This window comes from Clostridium arbusti SL206 (assembly GCF_000246895.1).
In the GTDB taxonomy this organism is placed as follows: Bacteria; Bacillota; Clostridia; order Clostridiales; family Clostridiaceae; genus Clostridium_I; species Clostridium_I arbusti.
The window spans coordinates 1-20,171 of sequence record NZ_BAEV01000027.1 but is presented as its reverse complement, the minus strand read 5'-3'; the positions used below and the strand labels follow the sequence as shown (position 1 = coordinate 20,171).

General features: G+C 30.0%; 16 protein-coding genes. 3 read left to right on the top strand and 13 right to left on the bottom strand.

Annotated features, from left to right (window positions below; genetic code table 11):
• Nucleotides 1–16: 16 nt before the first annotated feature.
• A complete protein-coding gene (locus RH99_RS06970; RefSeq protein ID WP_010235801.1) occupies nt 17–454 on the bottom strand; it encodes an RrF2 family transcriptional regulator in 438 nt (145 codons plus the stop codon).
• A gap of 131 nt (nt 455–585) precedes the next feature.
• Complete coding sequence (locus RH99_RS06965) at nt 586–1,719, bottom strand: YibE/F family protein (protein ID WP_010235799.1); 1,134 nt, start codon at nt 1,717–1,719, stop codon at nt 586–588.
• A 372-nt stretch (nt 1,720–2,091) separates the two neighbouring features.
• Here RH99_RS06965 and RH99_RS06960 point away from each other — a divergent pair, with 372 nt between their 5' ends.
• Complete coding sequence (locus RH99_RS06960) at nt 2,092–2,679, top strand: flavin reductase family protein (protein WP_010235796.1); 588 nt, start codon at nt 2,092–2,094, stop codon at nt 2,677–2,679.
• Nucleotides 2,680–2,834: 155 nt separating this feature from the next.
• Here the strand turns inward: RH99_RS06960 and RH99_RS06955 are convergent, their stop codons facing one another.
• The 4 genes from RH99_RS06955 to RH99_RS06940 all read right to left on the bottom strand — a co-directional run bounded on the left by RH99_RS06955 (nt 2,835) and on the right by RH99_RS06940 (nt 7,686).
• Nucleotides 2,835–4,490, bottom strand: a complete 1,656-nt coding sequence (locus RH99_RS06955; protein ID WP_010235795.1) for a glycosyltransferase family 4 protein — start codon at nt 4,488–4,490, stop codon at nt 2,835–2,837.
• Nucleotides 4,491–4,684: 194 nt separating this feature from the next.
• Nucleotides 4,685–5,872 (bottom strand): enoyl-ACP reductase FabV, encoded by a 1,188-nt coding sequence (fabV, locus tag RH99_RS06950; protein ID WP_010235794.1) that lies wholly within the window; start codon nt 5,870–5,872, stop codon nt 4,685–4,687.
• A gap of 435 nt (nt 5,873–6,307) precedes the next feature.
• Nucleotides 6,308–7,243, bottom strand: a complete 936-nt coding sequence (locus tag RH99_RS06945) for an SPFH domain-containing protein (protein WP_010235793.1) — start codon at nt 7,241–7,243, stop codon at nt 6,308–6,310.
• Nucleotides 7,240–7,686: an NfeD family protein gene (locus RH99_RS06940; protein WP_010235792.1), complete on the bottom strand. Its 447-nt coding sequence runs from the start codon at nt 7,684–7,686 to the stop codon at nt 7,240–7,242. The genes RH99_RS06945 and RH99_RS06940 overlap by 4 nt, the downstream gene beginning before the upstream one ends.
• 305 nt (nt 7,687–7,991) lie before the next feature.
• Here RH99_RS06940 and RH99_RS06935 point away from each other — a divergent pair, with 305 nt between their 5' ends.
• Complete coding sequence (locus tag RH99_RS06935; RefSeq protein WP_010235788.1) at nt 7,992–9,908, top strand: NAD(+) synthase; 1,917 nt, start codon at nt 7,992–7,994, stop codon at nt 9,906–9,908.
• Between the two features lie 244 nt (nt 9,909–10,152).
• On the opposite strand, the gene RH99_RS06930 is transcribed toward RH99_RS06935, so the two are convergent.
• The gene (locus RH99_RS06930) at nt 10,153–10,575 is read right to left on the bottom strand and encodes a YaaR family protein (protein ID WP_010235785.1); all 423 of its coding nucleotides are present in this window, start codon (nt 10,573–10,575) and stop codon (nt 10,153–10,155) included.
• Between the two features lie 665 nt (nt 10,576–11,240).
• Between RH99_RS06930 and RH99_RS06925 the strand changes: the two genes are divergently transcribed.
• A complete protein-coding gene (locus RH99_RS06925) occupies nt 11,241–13,868 on the top strand; it encodes a calcium-transporting P-type ATPase, PMR1-type (protein ID WP_010235784.1) in 2,628 nt (875 codons plus the stop codon).
• Between the two features lie 98 nt (nt 13,869–13,966).
• On the opposite strand, the gene RH99_RS06920 is transcribed toward RH99_RS06925, so the two are convergent.
• The 6 genes from RH99_RS06920 to argS form a co-directional block, all read right to left on the bottom strand.
• Nucleotides 13,967–14,470, bottom strand: coding sequence for a gamma carbonic anhydrase family protein (locus tag RH99_RS06920; RefSeq protein WP_010235782.1), 504 nt, complete (start codon nt 14,468–14,470; stop codon nt 13,967–13,969).
• A gap of 177 nt (nt 14,471–14,647) precedes the next feature.
• Nucleotides 14,648–14,857 carry a (2Fe-2S)-binding protein gene (locus tag RH99_RS06915; protein WP_010235780.1) on the bottom strand — a complete coding sequence of 70 codons (210 nt, stop codon included), beginning with the start codon at nt 14,855–14,857 and terminating at the stop codon, nt 14,648–14,650.
• Nucleotides 14,858–15,001: 144 nt separating this feature from the next.
• Nucleotides 15,002–16,876, bottom strand: coding sequence for an anaerobic carbon-monoxide dehydrogenase catalytic subunit (gene cooS, locus RH99_RS06910; protein WP_010235777.1), 1,875 nt, complete (start codon nt 16,874–16,876; stop codon nt 15,002–15,004).
• 123 nt (nt 16,877–16,999) lie between these two features.
• A complete protein-coding gene (locus RH99_RS06905; RefSeq protein WP_010235774.1) occupies nt 17,000–17,413 on the bottom strand; it encodes an Rrf2 family transcriptional regulator in 414 nt (137 codons plus the stop codon).
• 190 nt (nt 17,414–17,603) lie between these two features.
• Nucleotides 17,604–17,978 carry a hypothetical protein gene (locus RH99_RS06900; RefSeq protein WP_010235772.1) on the bottom strand — a complete coding sequence of 125 codons (375 nt, stop codon included), beginning with the start codon at nt 17,976–17,978 and terminating at the stop codon, nt 17,604–17,606.
• Nucleotides 17,979–18,068: 90 nt separating this feature from the next.
• Nucleotides 18,069–19,760, bottom strand: coding sequence for an arginine--tRNA ligase (gene argS, locus RH99_RS06895; protein ID WP_010235769.1), 1,692 nt, complete (start codon nt 19,758–19,760; stop codon nt 18,069–18,071).
• Between the last annotated feature and the right edge of the window lie 411 nt (nt 19,761–20,171).

Genomic DNA, 20,171 nt, shown 5'->3' with positions numbered 1-20,171 from the left:
ACCTCTTATAATATAATTAAATATAATACATGAATGCATCGTTAGCAAGTGTGTTATATTTCATAACTAAATCTTCTAAAGTAATAGAATCTACTATATCATTTATACTTTTATTAAGCTTGCTCCAAACATTATAATTAATGCACTGTTCTACTCTATCTTCATTCTTTGTCTTATCAAATTCTACTAAATTCAGTTCCCCTTCAAGTGCTCTTAGAATGTCACCAACAGTAATATCACTTGGTGATTCTCCTAAAACATATCCTCCTTGAGATCCTTTTTTCCCTTGAATAATTCCTTTTTTTCTGAGAGACGCAAAAATCTGTTCTAGATATCCCTCGGATATACTTTGTCTTTCACTTATGCTCTTTAGTGTAACACTATCATTAACTGAATTTAAGGCCAAATCTATCATAGCTTTTAACCCATATCTACCTTTTGTGGAAATTTTCATTTAAACACCTCTTTTAAACCCGTTTTTAATAACTTAGTATTTCAATCTATTTACTATGATTATATTACTATTGTATTCTTTTGTCAATAAAATGTACATTTTTAATTATTGACATTATGAAATTAAATATACTAAGAATCAGCTTTTTCTCTAAATAGCCAAGCTGCCGCTACTGCTGTAATAGGTATAGTACAAACCAAGCCTATGCTTCCAGCTAAAGATTTTAATACTTCAGAAGCTATAATATCCTGATCTAGAATTCTAAACAGTGGTAAATTATATGATGATACTAGCATTAAAATATACATAGAAGCTCCTACATAGGCCAATATTAAAGTATTAGCCATAGTACCCATAATGTCACGACCCACATTCATTCCTGATTTTATAAGTTCTTTTGTAGAAATTTCTTTACTTTTCTCTTTAATTTCATTAACTGCCGAAGCAATGGATATACTGACATCCATAACTGCACCTAAGGCTCCCATCAATATACCTGAAAATAATAGTCCTCTAAAATCAAAGGATGTATCTTGAGATATGTAAACTAACATCTGTAGTTCTTCATCAGTAAGTCCTGTAAGTCTTAATATAGTGCTCATGGATATTCCTATAATTGCTGCTATAAGCACTCCTCCTACAGTACCTATAATTGCTGCCATAGTTTTTTTATTCTTACCACTTATTATGAGTAAATTTAAAATACTCACACCTATACATAGTATAATGGATACTACTATTGGATTAAAGCCACTTACAATTAGTGGTATAAGAACTTTTAATATAACTATACCTGTCAATAATAATGCAGCAATAGATCTTAGTCCCTTTTTCCCACCTATAATCACTAATAATACAACAAAAACAAATGATAATATGTATATATATTTATATCTTACTACTTCATATATGTATGCACTTTTTATGCTACCATCATCATTTTCGTCAACATTTATAAGCACCTCTGAACCTTTACGTGCTATAGTTTCATGAAATGTCTTATCATTTACAAGATTATCTAGGCTCAATACCGTTCCCTTATGACTTCCAGATGTAATCTTTACTTGAACCTTATCATGCTCAGCACTAATAGAGTCCTTATTTGTCTTTTGAGAATTACTAGAATTTGAATTTTCAGATAAAACTGTTCCGTGTACAGGTTGATTGTCAGCATCACCTATAGCAAAGTTTTTATATACAAAAAAATATGCTACTATTAAAAAAAATATTATTCCTATAATTATATTTTTTTTATTCTTAATCATGGTCTTCACCTCTGTAAGTATTATCAGAATTAACATAAGGCATATGAAAATAAATAGTAAGTCAAAGATGCGACGTATATTTTGAAGCCTACAAGGAAATAGGTTCTTCAGATAGTAAGCTATCTGAGGGTTCTATTGACGTGGTAGGATTCAAAATAGACTAGCATACTGACTAGTTAGTTATTTGAATGTGCCTAATAGGCTATATATACATTATAGCTCAATAATGCATAAAATGAATCATAATAATTTAATAAATTATTATGATTCACTAAATTATATGTTAAAATTGTATAATATCACTTTATATTTAGATAATGTAATACTTTACAAACTAAAATGTACATACCGTATAATAAATTGGAGGAATAAATGAGTAAGTTAAATTTTAAAGGTAGTGTAATGTTAAACCCCGCTCCTGTAGTTCTTGTTACTTCTAAAAGTTCATCTAACAAAATAAATATTTTTACAGTTGCCTGGGTGAGCACTGTTTGTACCAAAGATCCTATTATTGCTATGGGAGTAAGGCCTGAAAGACTTTCTTATACATATATTAAGGAAAGTGGCGAATGCGTTATAAATCTTCCTACAAAAGATATGGTTAAGATTGTAGATTATTGTGGCGTTGTTTCTGGAAAGAAAGAAGATAAGATTAAACATTTTGACTTAGAACTTAACAAAGGAATAAAGATAGCTACACCTTCATTGGAGAAATCTCCAGTGGCTTTAGAATGCAAAGTAAAGAGCATTACCCCTCTTGGTACCCATGATTTGTTCTTACTTGAAGTTTTAAATGTTAAGGTAGACGAAAATTTATTGGATTCAAATAATAAAATATGCTTTAATAAAGCAAACCTTATATGTTATTCTCATGGAGAGTACTATGGTTTAATTTCAAAACCACTGGGCTCTTTTGGGTATTCAGTTAAAAAGAAAAAGAAGAAAGATAAATTTAAATAAAGTGTATTAGTAAGAAATTGAGCAATTTCTTACTAAGGCATCTTTAAATAAATAACTAGTCAGTATACTAGTATATTTCACTTGTTATTTATTTTCACATGCCTAATACACTTTTCTTTTATAGAAACTATAAATAAAAATCTCAATAAAAATTTTTATTGAGTATCTTGTTCAGCTTTTTTACTACCACTAGCCCTTGTTGAAGATGTACTCTTTGTCTTTGTAGCTTTGTTAGTACTTGTAGCACTCCCCGCAGCTCTTGTCCTAGTTTTAGTTTTACGTCCATCAACTACCTTTGTTTTTACTTTTCCAGAAATTGCAGTTTCAGAAATTACCTTTTTCTCACTATCAGCTGCAATGGCTGACTTTGCTTTTCTAACATTAGACAAAGCTACATTAGTTTTACTTATAGCTTCTGTACTAGATACTATTTTTGCTTTAGATGCAGCTACCGAAGATGCTTTAGTAGTTCTTCTTGTCCTTGTTCTTGTTCTTGGCTTAGTTTCCTTAGAAGTCTCCGTTTTAGTATTAGTACCTTCTTTTTTTGCAGAAGCAGTAGACCTTTTCCTTTTTACTTTGCTAGCAGCAGTTACCTTCTTCTCTGTAAAAACTTTTTTATCCACATCCCATTCTGTATCCAATGCTTCTTCTTTAACCGAATTGTACATTTTACTTGTTAGTTTAGCTACTTCTTCCCAAGTATATCTTTCGCTTATACTTTCCTTGGCATTTTTCTTTATATATTCACATAATTTATCATCATAAAGCAACTCAAGTACATTGTCTTTTAAACTTTCAGTAAGTCCATTTATCATTTTCATACCATTAACCCTGTGCTCTACTAATTCACTTAATCCTCCTGTATTTGATACTACAACAGGACATCCAGCTATCATAGCCTCCAAGGCCACTATTCCAAAGGGTTCATATAAGGATGGAAACACAGCTATATTAGCTACTCTATATAACTTACTCTTGGTTTCATTATTCATGTATCCTGAAAATAAAATTTTATTTTCAAGTCCCATTTTTTTAACCTTATATTTTAATTCTTCTGTCATAGGGCCTGTCCCTGCTATTACGAATTTAGCTCCCCTATAACCGGCTATTATTTGTGGTGCAGCATCTATTAACAATTGAATTCCCTTTTCAAAAACATGCCTTCCTATAAAAAATATTATTTTTTCTTCATCTAGCGCATAATTTCTTCTAAATTCCAATGGATCAAAGTCAAAATCAAAGTCCTTAGAATACACTCCATTTGGCACTACCCAAACTTTATCTTCTGCCACATTAAAATTATTAATAATCTGCGTTTTCATATAATTGCTACAAGATATTATTTTCCATGATTCATAGGTTAGCAGCCATTCTGCTGAAGATATATACCTCTGCATATCAGTTCTTATACCATTATTTCTTCCCTCTTCTGTGGCATGTATTGTAGAAACCATAGGAATATTAAATGACCATTTTAATGCCTTTGCACTGTATGCAGAAAGCCAATCATGGGCATGTATTATGTCTATTTTTCCTATTTTCCTTATAATTCTAATACATTCCTCAATCATTGAAAAATTAAGCTGCATAATCCATTTTGTAAAATCTTCAGTTTGTATTTTATACGGTGTAACTCTATGCACTATAACACCATCATCATTTTCTTCTACTGGTGATGTACCTTCCTCACAAGTAATTACATGTATTTCATGTCCACATAAGGTTAATGCTTTTGAAAGATTGTATACATGATTAGATAATCCACCTATATTTTTAGGTGGGTATTCCCAAGAAAGCATTACTATTCTCATTAAACGACTCCCCTTCTCAATGATTAAATTATCTTTGATATTATTCAAATATACAACAATTCCCCATAAAGTTATAATATTGAATTTAAACTTATATTATAATAATAAATCTTTATAATTTCATTTACAAGCTATATGTTAATTATTAGTGCATTTTCATTTGATTATATATAATTAAATTATAAACAAAGTAATTATTCTATTATATTTGTTATATTTACTTCAGCATGAGTATCCTTTTCATAATTGATATTTTTATGTTCAAAACCAAATAATTTAAAAAAATCTTTTCTAAAACTTTCGATATTAGTTAGCTCTTTAATATTTTCTGTAGTTATTTTATTCCATATATCACGGACTTCTTCTTGAACATCTTCTCTCATTTCCATATCATCTAATCTTATCCTATTAGCTTCATCTAGTTCAAAATCATCCTTATTTATCTTTGAAAACAGCCTATCTATTTGTTCAATACAGCTTTCATCAATACCTTTTTGCTTCATAACTTTATCAAGTACAGAAACATATAAGGGAACTACAGGAATAGCAGAACTGGATTGAGTAACTAAAGCCTTATTCACTGATACAAAAGCTTTTCCATTTATGGGTTTTAACTTATTATCTAATTGCAAAGATGCTTCTTCTAGATCTTCTTTAGCCTTTCCAATAGTTCCTTGTCTATAAATTGGATAGGTGATTTCAGGGCCCATATAAGAATATGCAATGGTGGTTGCTCCTTTTGAAAGTACGTCTGCCTCTACTAGTTCATCAATCCAAAGCTTCCAATCCTGGCCTCCCATTACATTTACAGTTTGATTTATCTCATCATCAGTAGCCGGCTGAATTTCTATATTTGACACTTCAAAAGTATGAAAATTTACAGTTTTATTTTTATAGGCTTTACCTACTGGCTTTAAAAATGAGTAATAGGTTTTACCTGTAGCTGGATCCTTTCTTCTGGGAGATGCTATACTATAAATGACAAGATCTACTTTACCCAAATCTTTTTTTATAAGATTTATAGTCTTTTGTTTGATTTCCTTTGAAAATGCATCTCCATTAATAGTTCTTGAATAATATCCTTTTTCTAAGGCTTTTTCTTCAAAAGCCGCAGTATTATACCATCCAGCTGTAGCAGTTCTATTCCTAGATGCCTGTTTTTCAAATACTATTCCAATAGTACTAGCCTTATAGCCAAAGGCCGAAACTATCCTTGAAGAAAGTCCATAACCTGTAGATGCTCCAATTATAAGTACCTTTTTAAACCTATTTGGTGATTTACACTTTTCTGCATAGTTTATTTGCTCTAATACATTTTCTTTGCAGCCTTCTGGATGAGCTGTAACACATATAAAGTCCCTAAATTTTGGTTTTATTATCATAAACTATCCTCCTAATTTAATTCATAAAGTAGTCAAATAAATTTCAATTACTATTATATGTTTATATTATAATACTATAAACATTTACATAGGTAAATAAATTATTTATATTTTTTCCTATTTATCCAAATAATAAATATTATAATAGTATTAATTAAAAACATAAAATAGCTATCTTGAAATTTCAGACTTCCGCCTTTATTTTAGGCACATTCAAATAAATAACTAGTCAGTATGCTGGTCTATTTATTTTCATATGCCTTAATGTGCGAAAGTTGAGTTATTAAAAAAGAAGAAAATGGCTACCCCTAATGCATATTAATGCCTTATGAGATAGCCACTTTATATCAGTTTAAAATACAATCTTAGGCATCTTCAACTAAATAACTAGTCAGTATACTAGTATATTTCACTTGTTATTTATTTTCACATGCCTTATTTACTTTTTAATAATTCTCCAACTGCTGCTATACTTCCAAGAGATGATAATGTTTCATTGGGAAGTATAAGCTTGTTAGCTGGATTCTTAGCCATTTCCTGTAATGCCTCTACCTGTTTCAATGCTATTATAGTTTCATTAGTTCCAGAATCTAATATGGCCTTATTAACTTTCAATATAGCTCCTGCCTGAGCTAATGCCACTATTTCAATAGCTTTAGCCTTACCATCAGCCTCAAGTTCCTGACTTTCTTTAAGACCTTCTGCCCTTCTTATATTAGCTTGTTTTTCAGCTTCTGCCTGAAGAATCTTTGCTTGTTTTTCTCCCTCTGCTATGGATATATCACTTTGTCTTTTACCTTCTGCTTCAAGAATTACTGCTCTCTTATCTCTTTCTGCTCTCATCTGTTTTTCCATAGCCTGTTGAATTTCTACAGGTGGAATAATATTTTTTATTTCAACAGAAAGTATCTTTATTCCATATGCATCAGTTATTTCATCTACTACTTCTAATAGTTTAGAGTTAATCCTATCTCTTCCAGATAAAACTTCATCTAAGCTCATATCTCCAACTATGTTTCTCATGTTTGTAATTGTAGAGTATATTATACCAGATCTAAAATTTTCAATATTATAAAGAGCATCTTTTGCATCCATAACCTTAAAGAATATAACATTATCAATAGAAATTCTAACATTATCCTTTGTAATAACACTTTGAGGTTCAATATCAAGTATTTGTTGTTTTGTAGAAACTTTTCCCCTTACAAAGTCTACAAATGGTATTACAAAATTCCAACCTGGTTGAAGAGTTCTATGATATTGTCCTAACCTTTCCACTACATATAAGTATCCAGTAGTAACAACTTTAAGAGAGCTTAATAATATAACTACTATAAGAATGATAATAATTAATACAGGTATAATTGTCATTTGACCCCATCTCCTTCTTTTTTAATAACAAGCTTATTTCCTTCAAGACCTATAATCTTGAACTTTTCATTTTTTGATATATACTGTCCTTCATTTTTCACTGTCCAATATATACCATCAACCTTTATTTTCTCTTTTTCTTTGATATCCTTATCGGCTGTAATAATTCTGCCTATAAAACTCTCCTCCATAGTAGGCGTTTTCGGAATTTTTTGAGTTAAAATTCTCTTTGCAAATGGATACCCTATAGCATATGAAATTCCTGTTACTATGACAAATACAGATATCTGCACAATAAAAGAATATCCTAATGATAATGCAATTATAGCTCCAATTCCACCAATAGTAAACCATACAAACATGAAACCTGAGGTTAAAAAGTCTATAACTAGACAAACTACAGAAATTATTATCCAGATTTCCAATGGCCCTTTCCCTAACACGTTAATTCCCCCTTATAAATAAAATATTCTATAATACATATGATTATAATATCGTATTAATATCATCAAATGAAGTTTTATCTATACTCATTATACGATATTTCTAACCACTTATGCAAGTTTTAGCTTCTATAAAACCAAAACTCTTCTTATGTCATCACTTCTCTTCAATTTAATATAAGCATTTAAATTATTATATTATATATATTACAGAATAACATTATATTGAATATAAATTATACAATATGTTAAGCTATATTAAGAAAATAAATTAAATCTAATGATAAGAAATGGAGTGAATATAAATGGTTAATTCTTTTATAAAAGTATCAGCTGCCTGTCCCAAAACTAGAGTTTCAGATATAAATTTTAATATAGAAAATATAAAAGAATGTGTATTTAATGCGTTAAACGATAATTCAAAACTTATAATATTTCCAGAGCTTTCTGTAACCTCGTATACTTGTGGAGATTTATTTTATCAACAAAAACTTATTCATAAATCCTACGAAGCGCTGGAAAAACTTTGTTCATTTTCAAAACAAAAGGATATATTAATAGTAGTTGGTTCAATTTTAATCCATAACTATTGTACATATAACTGCGCTTTTACAATTTTCAATGGTAAAATATTAGGTATTGTCCCTAAAAGTTATATACCTAATTACACTGAATTTTATGAGAAAAGATGGTTTACTGAAGGTTTAGGTATTATAGATGAATCAATAAATTTACCTTTTCAAGAAAATATACCCTTCGGTACAAATTTAATCTTTAGTTCGGGCAAATTAAAACTTAGCTTAGAAATTTGTGAAGATCTCTGGGTTACTATTCCTCCAAGTTCCTATTTAAGTCTTTCTGGTGCCAATATAATTGGTAATCTTTCTGCTTCAAATGAGGTAGTAAGTAAAGCTGACTATAGAAAAAATCTAGTTTCAAACCAAAGTGCTAGGTGCATGTGCTCCTATATATATGCTTCTAGTGGAGTATATGAATCCTCTACTGATTTACTCTTTAGTGGTGATCTTTTGATAGGAGAAAATGGTTTAATAGTTAAATCTAACGAAAGATTTCAAAGAGAAAATCAAGTTATAACTTCTATTATAGATTTTGATAAATTGGATATGGAAAGAATAAAAAATGTAAGTTTCAGTGACAGTACAAAAATTTGTCCCTTCAAATGTAAAACAATTAACTTCAATTATGAAAATTTAAGTATTGGAGAATTCGATAGATTTATCGATAAACACCCATTTGTACCCTCTGATGAGACTACCCGTCATATTAGATGCAAGGAAATATTTAATATTCAAACTGCAGCTCTTGCAAAGAGAATTGAACATACAGGTCTAAAAAAAGCAGTGGTAGGCATTTCCGGAGGTCTTGATTCTACTTTAGCTCTACTGGTAATTATTAAAACCTTTGATATGCTTAAATTACCAAGGAAAAACATACTTACTATAACAATGCCCGGCTTTGGTACTACTGATAGAACCTATGGTAATGCAATTAATCTGTGCAAAAATTTAGATACCGATCTTAGAGAAATAAATATAGTTGATGCTTGCCTTTTGCATTTTAAAGATATAGGTCATCCTGTGGAAAAACATGATGTAACCTACGAAAATGTTCAAGCAAGAGAAAGAACACAAATACTAATGGATATATCCAATAAAGAAGCTGGTCTTCTAATAGGTACTGGTGACCTGTCTGAACTTGCCTTAGGATGGTGTACTTATAATGGGGATCATATGTCTATGTATTCTGTAAACTGTTCTATTCCTAAAACTTTAGTAAGATATTTAGTTAAATATGTAGCTGAAAAAGAAATGGATTCTATTACCTCTGAAATTTTGTTAGATATATTAAATACGCCTGTAAGTCCAGAACTTTTACCAAAAGGTAAGGGAGATACCATAACACAAAAAACAGAAGATTTAGTTGGTCCTTATGAGCTTCATGACTTTTTCTTATATTACTTTGTTAGACAAGGTGCAGCTCCAGAAAAAATACTGTATCTTGCAAAAATTGCATTTAAAGATGATTATACTAAAGAAACTATAGAAAAATGGTTTAATAAATTTATTACCAGATTCTTTACACAACAATTTAAACGTTCTGCAGTACCTGATGGTCCAAAGGTCGGAACTGTAAGTTTATCTCCAAGAGGAGACTGGCGAATGCCTTCTGATGCTAGCTTTAACACTTGGATAGATAAATAGACTAAAAATGATATATTAAATCCTTTTAAAATAAGTATTAAATGATATGTATATTTATTTATACACTATATATAGACTACATAATACTATTATTATGTAGTCCATATATCACAAAAATATAGCTTCATATATTAGTATTATATCTACAATGGAGATATATCATTTACCCAATTTGTATTTACATAAAAGTAACCTATTAATGTTAATAAAGTTTTTCAGACTAATAGAATTAAATAAAGCTTTACTATTTATATATGTCTACAATAAGGCCTTGTATGTCATCAATAGTGGACGCTATATCTAGATTTCCCTTTTCTTCACTTATAACAGCTTCTGTGATTTCCTCCAATTTTTTATCTATTACATCTACAGTTATGTAGTATTGTGTTTGCCAAAAACTAGCTTCATTTTTAACCTTGTACATGCAATCCAGCACACCTTGTAGATACTCTTTAATTAAGTTTTTATATATTTTAACATCAGCATAGCACTTGCTTATTACAAGTCTATTTCCCCTTTTTTTTATATCATCTAAAAGTTCTTTCATATCATCTTCATTTCTTCTGTCTCTTTCAAAATTAAAATTTTGAGAAAAATTCTTTTTAGAATCTACTTTTTTCCTTTCCTGAGACATGGTAGTCCTATTTCTAATTCTTGATACTTCCAAAAAATCATCCCCATAAAATCTATTTTTTTAATTATAACATGATTTTGTTTATGTTCATATAAAAAGCTTTGTACAAGTCTCTATAAAAATAATATACAAACACTATTTTGAAATACATAAAATTTAGTATTATAACAAATTCTATTTGACACAAAATAATATTTTATGTATAATTTATCCATAAGCATAAGGGAGTAACTAACAGATTGCATCTGTTGCAAATTCAACATCCGATGATTTCATCTGGGTTTGCATTAAATAGTAAGACTTATGTATAACATATATACCGTTATACATAAGTCTTTTTTATTTACATAATTATATGTGAAATTATAGGTTATACTACCTGTATAGATTATTAGCATAAATTATTAAATATCTATACATAATTCACATTAGCATACATCTAAATAATTATTCTACAGATAATATTAATGGATCTTAGGCATATTCAAATAAATAACTAGTCAGTATGCTAGTCTATTTTGAATCCTACTACGTCAACAGAACCTTCTGATAGCACCACTATCATCAGAACCTGTTTCCTTGTATAATTCAAAATAGGCCTCGCATCTTTGACTTGTTATTTATTTTCACATGCCTTATAGACAATTTTTATTATCTGAGTTTATTTATATTAAACATTATGGAAAGGGGATATAATAATGTGGTTTGATAAAACATCAGAAGAAGTTTTAAAAGAACTAGATACTAATCCTAATGAGGGACTGTCTTCTGAAGAAGCAAAAAAAAGATTGGAAAAATATGGAGAAAATAAACTATCATCTAAATCAAAAAAGACTATATTTCAAATCTTTTTTTCTCAATTAAAAGATCCTATGATATTTATACTTATAGCAGCAGCTATAATATCAGCTTTCATGGGAGAAATAAGTGATTCCATAATAATTTTAGTTGTAATATTTATAAATGGAATTGTTGGAACTATTCAGGAATTTAGATCAGAAAAAGCTATGGAGGCATTAAAAGAGCTCTCAACTCCTAAAGCTGTGGTAAAAAGAGATGGTGACCTAAAAGAAATTCCTTCTGAAGAGGTTGTTCCCGGCGATATAGTTATTTTAGATGCTGGAAGATACACCCCTGCAGATTTAAGACTAATAGAGAGTGCAAATCTTAAAATAGAAGAATCTGCTTTAACAGGTGAATCAGTTCCTTCAAGTAAAGATGCCAGCATTAGTTTTCATGATGAAAACATTCCCTTAGGAGATCAAAAGAATATGGCCTTTGCTTCAACTTTAGCAACTTATGGCAGAGGTGTTGGTATAGTTGCAAGTACTGGAATGGATACTGAGATTGGTAAAATAGCTAGAATGTTAGATGAATCTGAAAGTGAACTTACACCATTGCAAAAAAAGCTAGCTGAACTGAGTAAAATTTTAGGAATTGTTGCTATAGCAATTTGTGCCTTAATATTTATAATTTCTGTTATTCAAAAGAGAGATTTATTTGAAATGTTTCTTACAGCTATAAGTCTTGCAGTAGCAGCAATTCCTGAAGGACTTCCTGCTATTGTATCAATAGTATTGGCTATTGGAGTTCAAAGAATGATAAAAGAAAATGCTATCATAAGAAAGCTCCCTGCAGTAGAAACCCTAGGTGCAGTAAACATAATCTGTTCAGATAAAACTGGAACACTTACTCAAAACAAAATGACAGTTACAAAATTCTATACTTATGATTCTCTAAAACCTATTAATGATTTAGATTTAAGTAATGGAAGTTATAAGCTTTTATTAGATAACATAATGTTATGTAATGATGCTACTTATAATGAGAATTCAAAGACTGGTGACCCAACAGAAATAGCACTTTTGGAAGTAGGTGTAAAGTTCAATATACTAAAAAATGAACTTGAAGCTTCTTCTGTAAGAGTAAATGAGGTGCCTTTTGATTCTGATAGAAAACTTATGTCCACTATGAATAAATATGATAAAAATTATATTGTATACACTAAAGGTGCTATTGATAGTCTTCTTAAAATAACTAATAAAATAAATATAGATGGACACATACAGGACTTAACAGAAGATATAAAAACTAAAATCATGAAAGCTTCAAATGATATGTCTGATGATGCCTTAAGAGTACTTGGAAGTGCTTATAAAGAATTAGATTCTTCAGATATACCCGTTGGTGATATTGAAAAAGATTTAATTTTCATAGGTTTAGTAGGTATGATTGATCCTCCAAGACTAGAAGTTAAAGACTCTATAGCTACCTGTAAACAATCTGGTATTAGAACTATAATGATAACTGGAGATCATAAAAATACAGCCTTTGCCATAGCTAAAGAACTGGGCATAGCTGAAAACTACGATGAAACTATTTCAGGAACAGATCTTGATAAATTAAGTCAAGATGAATTAAATACTAAAATTGATTCACTAAAGGTTTTTGCAAGAGTTTCTCCAGAACATAAAGTTAACATCGTAAAAGCCTTTAAATCCAAGGGGAATATAGTGTCAATGACTGGTGATGGAGTAAATGATGCTCCTTCTCTAAAAACTGCAGACATAGGTGTAGCCATGGGTATAACAGGTACAGACGTAGCAAAAGGTGCTTCTGATATGATCTTAACAGATGATAACTTTTCAACTATTGTTTCTGCCATAAAAGAAGGAAGAAACATATTTAACAATATAAAAAAATCTATAATATTTCTTCTATCCTGTAATTTAGGTGAAATTATAGCTTTATTTGTGGCTATACTCTTGAATTGGGATACTCCACTTAAGCCTATTCATATATTATGGGTAAACTTGATTACAGATACATTGCCAGCTCTTTCTTTAGGTGTAGATCCTGGAGATGAAAATGTTATGGATAATCCCCCTAGAAATCCTAAAGAGAGTTTGTTTGCTGGAGGTTCAAGTATATATCTTATATTAAACGGAATACTGATAGGTGTTTTAACTTTGATAGCATTTAGATATGGAGAAAAAGTATATGGAACAGGTGAACATGCACAAACTATGGCTTTTGTAGTCTTAAGTGTTTCACAACTTTTCCACTCCTTTAATATGAGACATCCTAAAAAGTCTATATTTAAAATAGGAATATTTAGCAATAAATACTTAGTAGGAGCTTTAATTGTAGGTATATTTCTTCAATATATAGTTATAACAGTACCTTTTCTAGCAAATTTATTTAACGTATTTAATTTAACTATATACGATTGGACATTTGTCATTGGCATTTCTTTAATAACTATTGTATTAAATGAAATTGCAAAAATCTTTATGCGTATGAAAAGCAATAAACAACAGATATAACTTTAAAATAAAAGTGCATATAATAAAGGGTTTAACACTAAATTCAATTGTATTTTAGTGTTAAACCCTTTATAAATTTTTCATGAACGATGATATCATTATTTATAATCCTTAATTATATCTATATATTCTTCTGCATTTAATCTTAAACCTTCTTTTTCCTCTTCTGTAAGTTCCCTTATCACCTTTGCGGGTCTACCCATGCAGAGTACCCCACTAGGTATTTTTTTGTTTTTAGTCACTAAACTACCTGCTCCTATTATTGTATATTCACCAATCTCAGCATTGTCTAGTATTATGGATCCCATACCAATTAATGAATGATCTCTTATTTTGCATCCATGTAATATTGATCCATGACCCACAGTAACAAATTTACCAACTTCTAAAGAACTTTCACCCTTTGTTATATGAAGTGTAGAATTATCCTGAATATTTGTGCCTTCATCAATGCATATTTTGTTAACATCCCCTCTTATTACTACTCCAAACCAAACATTACAATTCTTTTTAATAGCTACATTTCCTATAATATCTGCACTTTCTGCAATAAAAGCACTTTCATGTATTTCAGGTCTATAAGATTTAAATTTATATATCACGAGAACACCCTCTTTATTAAACTAAATTTCACTTTAACATTTTTATATCATAAATTATATATTCTGTAAACCCACATTCAGAATAAAAAGCTATTTCAAAGAAGCTGTTGGTTTTATAGATTAATATTAAAAATCTATAAAACCAACAGCTTAAAATAATCTTACATATTCAACATTTTATTCTTCACTATCTAAAAGCATTTGTATTCTTGGAGTACATCTTCTTCCCTTACAACCACCTGAACCTGCCCCTGTTAGTTTCTGTACATCTTCTACAGTTTTAGCTCCACTTTTAATTGCATTTTTTATAACAGCCCTAGATATACTCTTGCAAATACATGTCTTAGTTAACTTATCCATTATTTCTTTACTTGCATTATTCTCCATACACTGTTACCTCCCATATTACTAGATAAAACTTATTAATTTATTATAAACAATAAACAACATCAAAATGTTTGTTTTGATATATTTATTTAATTATATCATATTAACCTTAAACAGTTGTATCTATATACCATAATTGAAATATTAAATATTTAAACTTTTTCTTCTCTCTTCTATTATAGCTTCTAACTCATCTGCTGCTTTAATAACATCTTCTTGTACTATTAGCTTTCCACCAGTGATATTAACTAAATCCTCTTTAAGCACTTTAGAAACTAGCTCACTGCCATCAATAAATGGTGAAATAGCAACATGAAGTGGAAGTCCTAATGACAATCCAAAGGCTGCATCTGCTAAAGCCTGCTCTTCAAGCCACTGAGGTGCTGAAAGTACAAGTGGAAGCTGTGGTATATCAATATTTAATGCTTTTGCAAGTTCAACAGCTACCATTTCTAATCTACCTATAGCAAGGCAAGGTCCAAAATTAAGTACAGGTGGAATTCCAAGTGCCGTGCATACCTCTTTAAGACTGTCTCCAGCAAGTTCTGCCGCAGATGGTGACATAAGTCCAACATTTTCAAGTCCGCCAGATGAACAACCAGCAGATAGAACTACAATATTTCTCTTTATTAATTCTTTAGTAAGTTCTACAGTGAATACATCATGGCCTTTAGCTGTAAGATTAGAGCATCCTACTACTCCTGCTACACCTTTTATCTTACCCTCTGCTATAAGCTTTATAAGTGGTTCCCAGGTTCCACCCAAAAATTCTTTTAAAGATCCTTCACTTACTCCTGTAATTACATCATCATATCCATGATCCTTAGGAATATCTATATTAACTAAGCCTCTTCTTTCTTTAAAACTATTTAAAGCTGCATCTATTAATGTTTCACTTATATCTTCTGCATCCTTCATACTAAATGGAATGTAATCTGCAGTTTTCTTTTTAGCTACATCATCTATACATATCATTTTAACTTTATACTTTTCAGCTATATCTTCCATACCTGGTATAGTACAGTTAAATTCTGAAACTACAAGATCAATACCTCCAGTAGCTAAAACAGCCTCGCTTGTATAATTATTTCCAGCGTGCCCCGAAAATACTTCTTGATAATGTTCTCCTCTTAATTGCAAATCCTGTCCTACACAAGTGCATCCCACTAATTTAAAGCCTTTTGCTCCTACTGCTTCAGCTTTTTTCTTCACATCTTCATCAATAAGCCTTTCTTGAAGATGGGCAATATCAGAATGCTGATGACCTGTTACCATAATGTTTATGTAATCCTCATCTATAACTTTGAACCCTACTTTTGCCGCTCTTATTTTTGGTGCTCCTAGCATTACATCATTTAATAAATTTGTAAGCATAAGTCCATAAATACCTGTTGATACTCCAAGACTTAATGCATTTAGAAGCATATCTACAGGATCACTATTAAGATTTGTTGATGTCTTAACTACTGCATCAAATACTTCTGATTTTGCTCCCCCTGGCAATATTCCATTTTTCTCCCAATTTTCAAATCTTGGTCCATAAGCAAGTTTTTTAACAAGTTTCATTTTTTCAAATTTTGGTTTATATAAATCAGAAATTACAGTTTCTGCAACCTTTATAGCCTTTTTGTTTAAGTCTTCTTCTTCAATACCAAAAGCTTTTGCTAAATTATCTAAAGTCTCTGGACTCTTTATCTTTAAATTTCCTTTTCCCTTTCCTATCTCCATCAAATTCCAAGCAGTATTTTCAACTACATGAACATAGCAAGCTGATCCAGCTGCAATAGCTCTTAAAAAGTTTCTTCCCACTATTGTATCAGCATCTGCTCCACAGACACCTCTAGGTGATTTAGGAGTTATTCTGCAGGGACCATTAGAACACAATTTACAACAAACACCATCTTTACCAAACTTGCATTTGTTTTTTTGTTGTTCAACCCTATTAAAAGATGTTTCCATACCTTCCTTAGACTCTAGAAATTCACATAACTTACAATCTGCTGATTTACACATTGACATTGTAATTCCTCCTCAAATTTTAAAAGTATATTTATGCTGGTTTTACAAAAGTTAAATTTTAATTTTCATAAAGTATACTATTTTAGTATACTTTATTGTAAATAAAAGGCTGCCCTTTTGAGCTCACCAATTACCCTTTTTCAAATCATCAAAATTTACTTTTTCTAGTTCTTCAATCATTTTTGACTGAACATTATATAATGCTGCATGAATTGCACAGGTATCGCCTTTACCGGCAGAACAAGTGTCTTTATCATATAAGCATCTATTTATTGTTATTGGACCTTCTATAGCTTCTATAATGGCTCTTAAATTTATGTCTATTGGTTTTTTTGCAAGTGCATACCCACCATTTATACCCCTATAAGATTTTATTATTCCAGCCTTAATAAGTTTTCTTAAAAGCTTTAGCAAAAATCTCAAAGGTATATTACCAAGTTCACATATAGTTTTTGCATCTAAAATATCTTTTTCTGTATTTTTTGCCAAGATAAGTACTGCCCTTATTGCATAATCACTTTCCTGAGTGATATTCATTTTCTCACATCCATCTATAAACTATACTCATTTGGTATAGTTTTATAATATATAATTTAATCACATTTGTCAATACTTTAATCTAAATTATTCCTTATCCATTAATATTAATTATCCGCAATTGCTTATAGGTATAATTTAGACACTGATTAAAAATAAAAAAAGAGAACCCTAAAGCTCTCTTTTTTCTCTAATTATTATTATCTTTATTTCTATTTTTTACTCTATTAGGTTTTGCTTTAGGTCTTATAACAATATCATCTTTTTTATTTGCTTTTGGTGCATAGGATTTTCTTCCCCAACCCATAAGATCAAAAAAAGTAAATATAGAAATTATAAACACACCTAAGCAAACATAATATGGCAAACTAGTTGGATTAAACTTATTTCCTATATATCCATTTAATAAACCCAATAGTATAGCTATTGCAAGTACAACCCATTTGGACCATTTAACTACTCTTAACTTATCAAAAATAAACCTTCTAAGTACATTATAAATTAACATTATTACTATTACCACTATTACCATAGGTAAAGTGTTACTCCATGATATATTATTCATTCTTATCCCCCCTCAGCTATCTTTAAATAACGCTGCATTAGTATGTAGCCTATTTTTTAGATTACTTATATAATTAATTATACTATACTTCTACATTCTTTCCACTGTATTTATTCCTAATAAATACAATCCATTTTTTATTACCTGTGAAGTTGCTTCTACAAGCTTTAATCGTGCATTCTTAATTTCTTCATCCTCTTCAGTAGCTATCTTACGAAGATTATAAAATTTATTAAATGCCTTTGCAATATCTATAACATGCCTTGTTAAAATTGAAGGCTCTAATTTATCTATAGCACTAAAAATGGACTTTTGGAATCCTTCTATAAACTTTATGAGTTCAAATTCTTCAGAAGTATTTAATTTTTCATAATTTATTTCGGTACTAGCAGTACCTAATTTTCTAAGTATACTTTTTGCTCTTGCATAAGTATACTGGACATAAGGACCAGTTTCTCCATCAAAACTAAGCATTTCCTTCCAATCAAAGACGATATCCTTTTCTCTACTATTTTTAAGATATGTAAATACCATTGCCCCTACTCCAACCTTTTTAGCAACTTCGTCTTTATTTTCAAGTTCAGGATTCTTTTCATTTATAATTTCAAGAGTTTTTGATATAGATTCATTCAATAAATCTTCCAGAAAAATTACTTCTCCCTTTCTTGTAGAAAGTTTTCTATCAGAAAATTTTACAAGACCAAAACTTACATGTTTACAGTTTTTTGCCCAATCATATCCCATAAGTTCTAAAGTTTTAAATACTTGTTTAAAATGAAGCTTTTGCTCTCCACCAACTACATATATACTCTTATAGAAATCATAAGTATTTTTTCTGTATTCTGCTGCAGTTAAATCACGAGTAGCATAAATTGTAGCTCCATCAGATTTTTTAATAATACATGGTGGCATATTAAATTCATCTAACATTACCACTCTTGCACCATTACTATCTACTAATAAACCCTTTTTATCTATTTCTTCTACTACAGCATCCATTTTGTCATTATAGAAGCTTTCACCTGCATAGGAGTCAAATTTTACATCTAATAGTTTATATACATTTTGGAACTCTTTAAGACTAAGTTCTCTAAACTTTTTCCAAAGTTCAGTTTCTTCACTTTCTCCATTCTCCAACTTTTTAAAGTACATTCTAGCCTCATTTTCAAAACTTTCATCTTTATCTGCTTCCTCATGGAATTTAACATATATCCTTAAAAGTTCTTTTATTGGTTCTTTCTCTAATTGCTTTTTATCACACCATCTTTTATAAGCACAAATTAATTTACCAAACTGAGTTCCCCAATCTCCAAGATGATTTATTCCTATACACTTGTAACCTTCAAAAGATAAAATTCTGTATAGAGAATTTCCTATAGCTGTACTAAATAGATGTCCTACATGGAATGGTTTTGCAATATTAGGAGAAGAAAAATCTATAGTAACATTTTTTCCTTTTCCAACTTCTGAAGCACCATAAGAGTCTTTTTCCTTTAGTACTTCTTCAAGTGTGTTCTTTGTAAAGATGCCTTTATCTACGAAGAAATTTAAATATGGGCCTAAATTTTCTACCTTTTCAAAACCATCTTTATTTATCTTTTCTGCAATATCTGCCGCAATCATATTTGGAGCTTTTCTGAAAGTTTTTGCTAATGAAAAACATGGAAAAGCATAATCACCCATTTCTGATTTAGGTGGTATTTCTATCAGCTTTTCAATAGTTTCTAATTCTAACTCCACATTTTCTTTAATTTTCTCTGCAACTATTTTCTTATAATCCATAATTACTCTCCTCATATAAAATAAATTTTTATTAACTATAAATAAATTGATGTTGTAAAACAAAAAAACCGTCTCTGCAAAAAAATTGCAGAGACGGATAATTCCGCGGTACCACTCTGATTGACATTATGTCCACTCGATGCTATAACGCAGCATAAACGGCTTTCATCAGGATAAATACTTCCCTCTGACGCTTTTCCAAGGTTCTTTTCACAGGGCTTCCCCTAAAACATACTATAATCTTAAGCACATTTTTAATAAAAAACTACTGAACTCTCACCATCTTCAGCTCGCTAAAAATCTCTTATTAGCTATTCTCCTCTTCAACAAATCAATAACATATATAATATAGTTTATACTAGATTATATTATTTAAACCGTATTTCTGTCAATACAAATCGTATCTTAAAG

Excerpts from the sequence above, each read along its gene's own strand:
- RH99_RS06965 (WP_010235799.1), bottom strand. The coding sequence starts at position 1,719 with ATGATTAAGAATAAAAAAAATATAATTATAGGAATAATATTTTTTTTA.
- RH99_RS06925 (WP_010235784.1), top strand. The coding sequence starts at position 11,241 with ATGTGGTTTGATAAAACATCAGAAGAAGTTTTAAAAGAACTAGATACT.
- RH99_RS06960 (WP_010235796.1), top strand. The coding sequence starts at position 2,092 with ATGAGTAAGTTAAATTTTAAAGGTAGTGTAATGTTAAACCCCGCTCCT.
- RH99_RS06915 (WP_010235780.1), bottom strand. The coding sequence starts at position 14,857 with ATGGAGAATAATGCAAGTAAAGAAATAATGGATAAGTTAACTAAGACA.
- RH99_RS06970 (WP_010235801.1), bottom strand. The coding sequence starts at position 454 with ATGAAAATTTCCACAAAAGGTAGATATGGGTTAAAAGCTATGATAGAT.
- RH99_RS06935 (WP_010235788.1), top strand. The coding sequence starts at position 7,992 with ATGGTTAATTCTTTTATAAAAGTATCAGCTGCCTGTCCCAAAACTAGA.
- argS (WP_010235769.1), bottom strand. The coding sequence starts at position 19,760 with ATGGATTATAAGAAAATAGTTGCAGAGAAAATTAAAGAAAATGTGGAG.
- cooS (WP_010235777.1), bottom strand. The coding sequence starts at position 16,876 with ATGTCAATGTGTAAATCAGCAGATTGTAAGTTATGTGAATTTCTAGAG.
- RH99_RS06905 (WP_010235774.1), bottom strand. The coding sequence starts at position 17,413 with ATGAATATCACTCAGGAAAGTGATTATGCAATAAGGGCAGTACTTATC.
- RH99_RS06955 (WP_010235795.1), bottom strand. The coding sequence starts at position 4,490 with ATGAGAATAGTAATGCTTTCTTGGGAATACCCACCTAAAAATATAGGT.
- RH99_RS06900 (WP_010235772.1), bottom strand. The coding sequence starts at position 17,978 with ATGAATAATATATCATGGAGTAACACTTTACCTATGGTAATAGTGGTA.
- fabV (WP_010235794.1), bottom strand. The coding sequence starts at position 5,872 with ATGATAATAAAACCAAAATTTAGGGACTTTATATGTGTTACAGCTCAT.
- RH99_RS06945 (WP_010235793.1), bottom strand. The coding sequence starts at position 7,243 with ATGACAATTATACCTGTATTAATTATTATCATTCTTATAGTAGTTATA.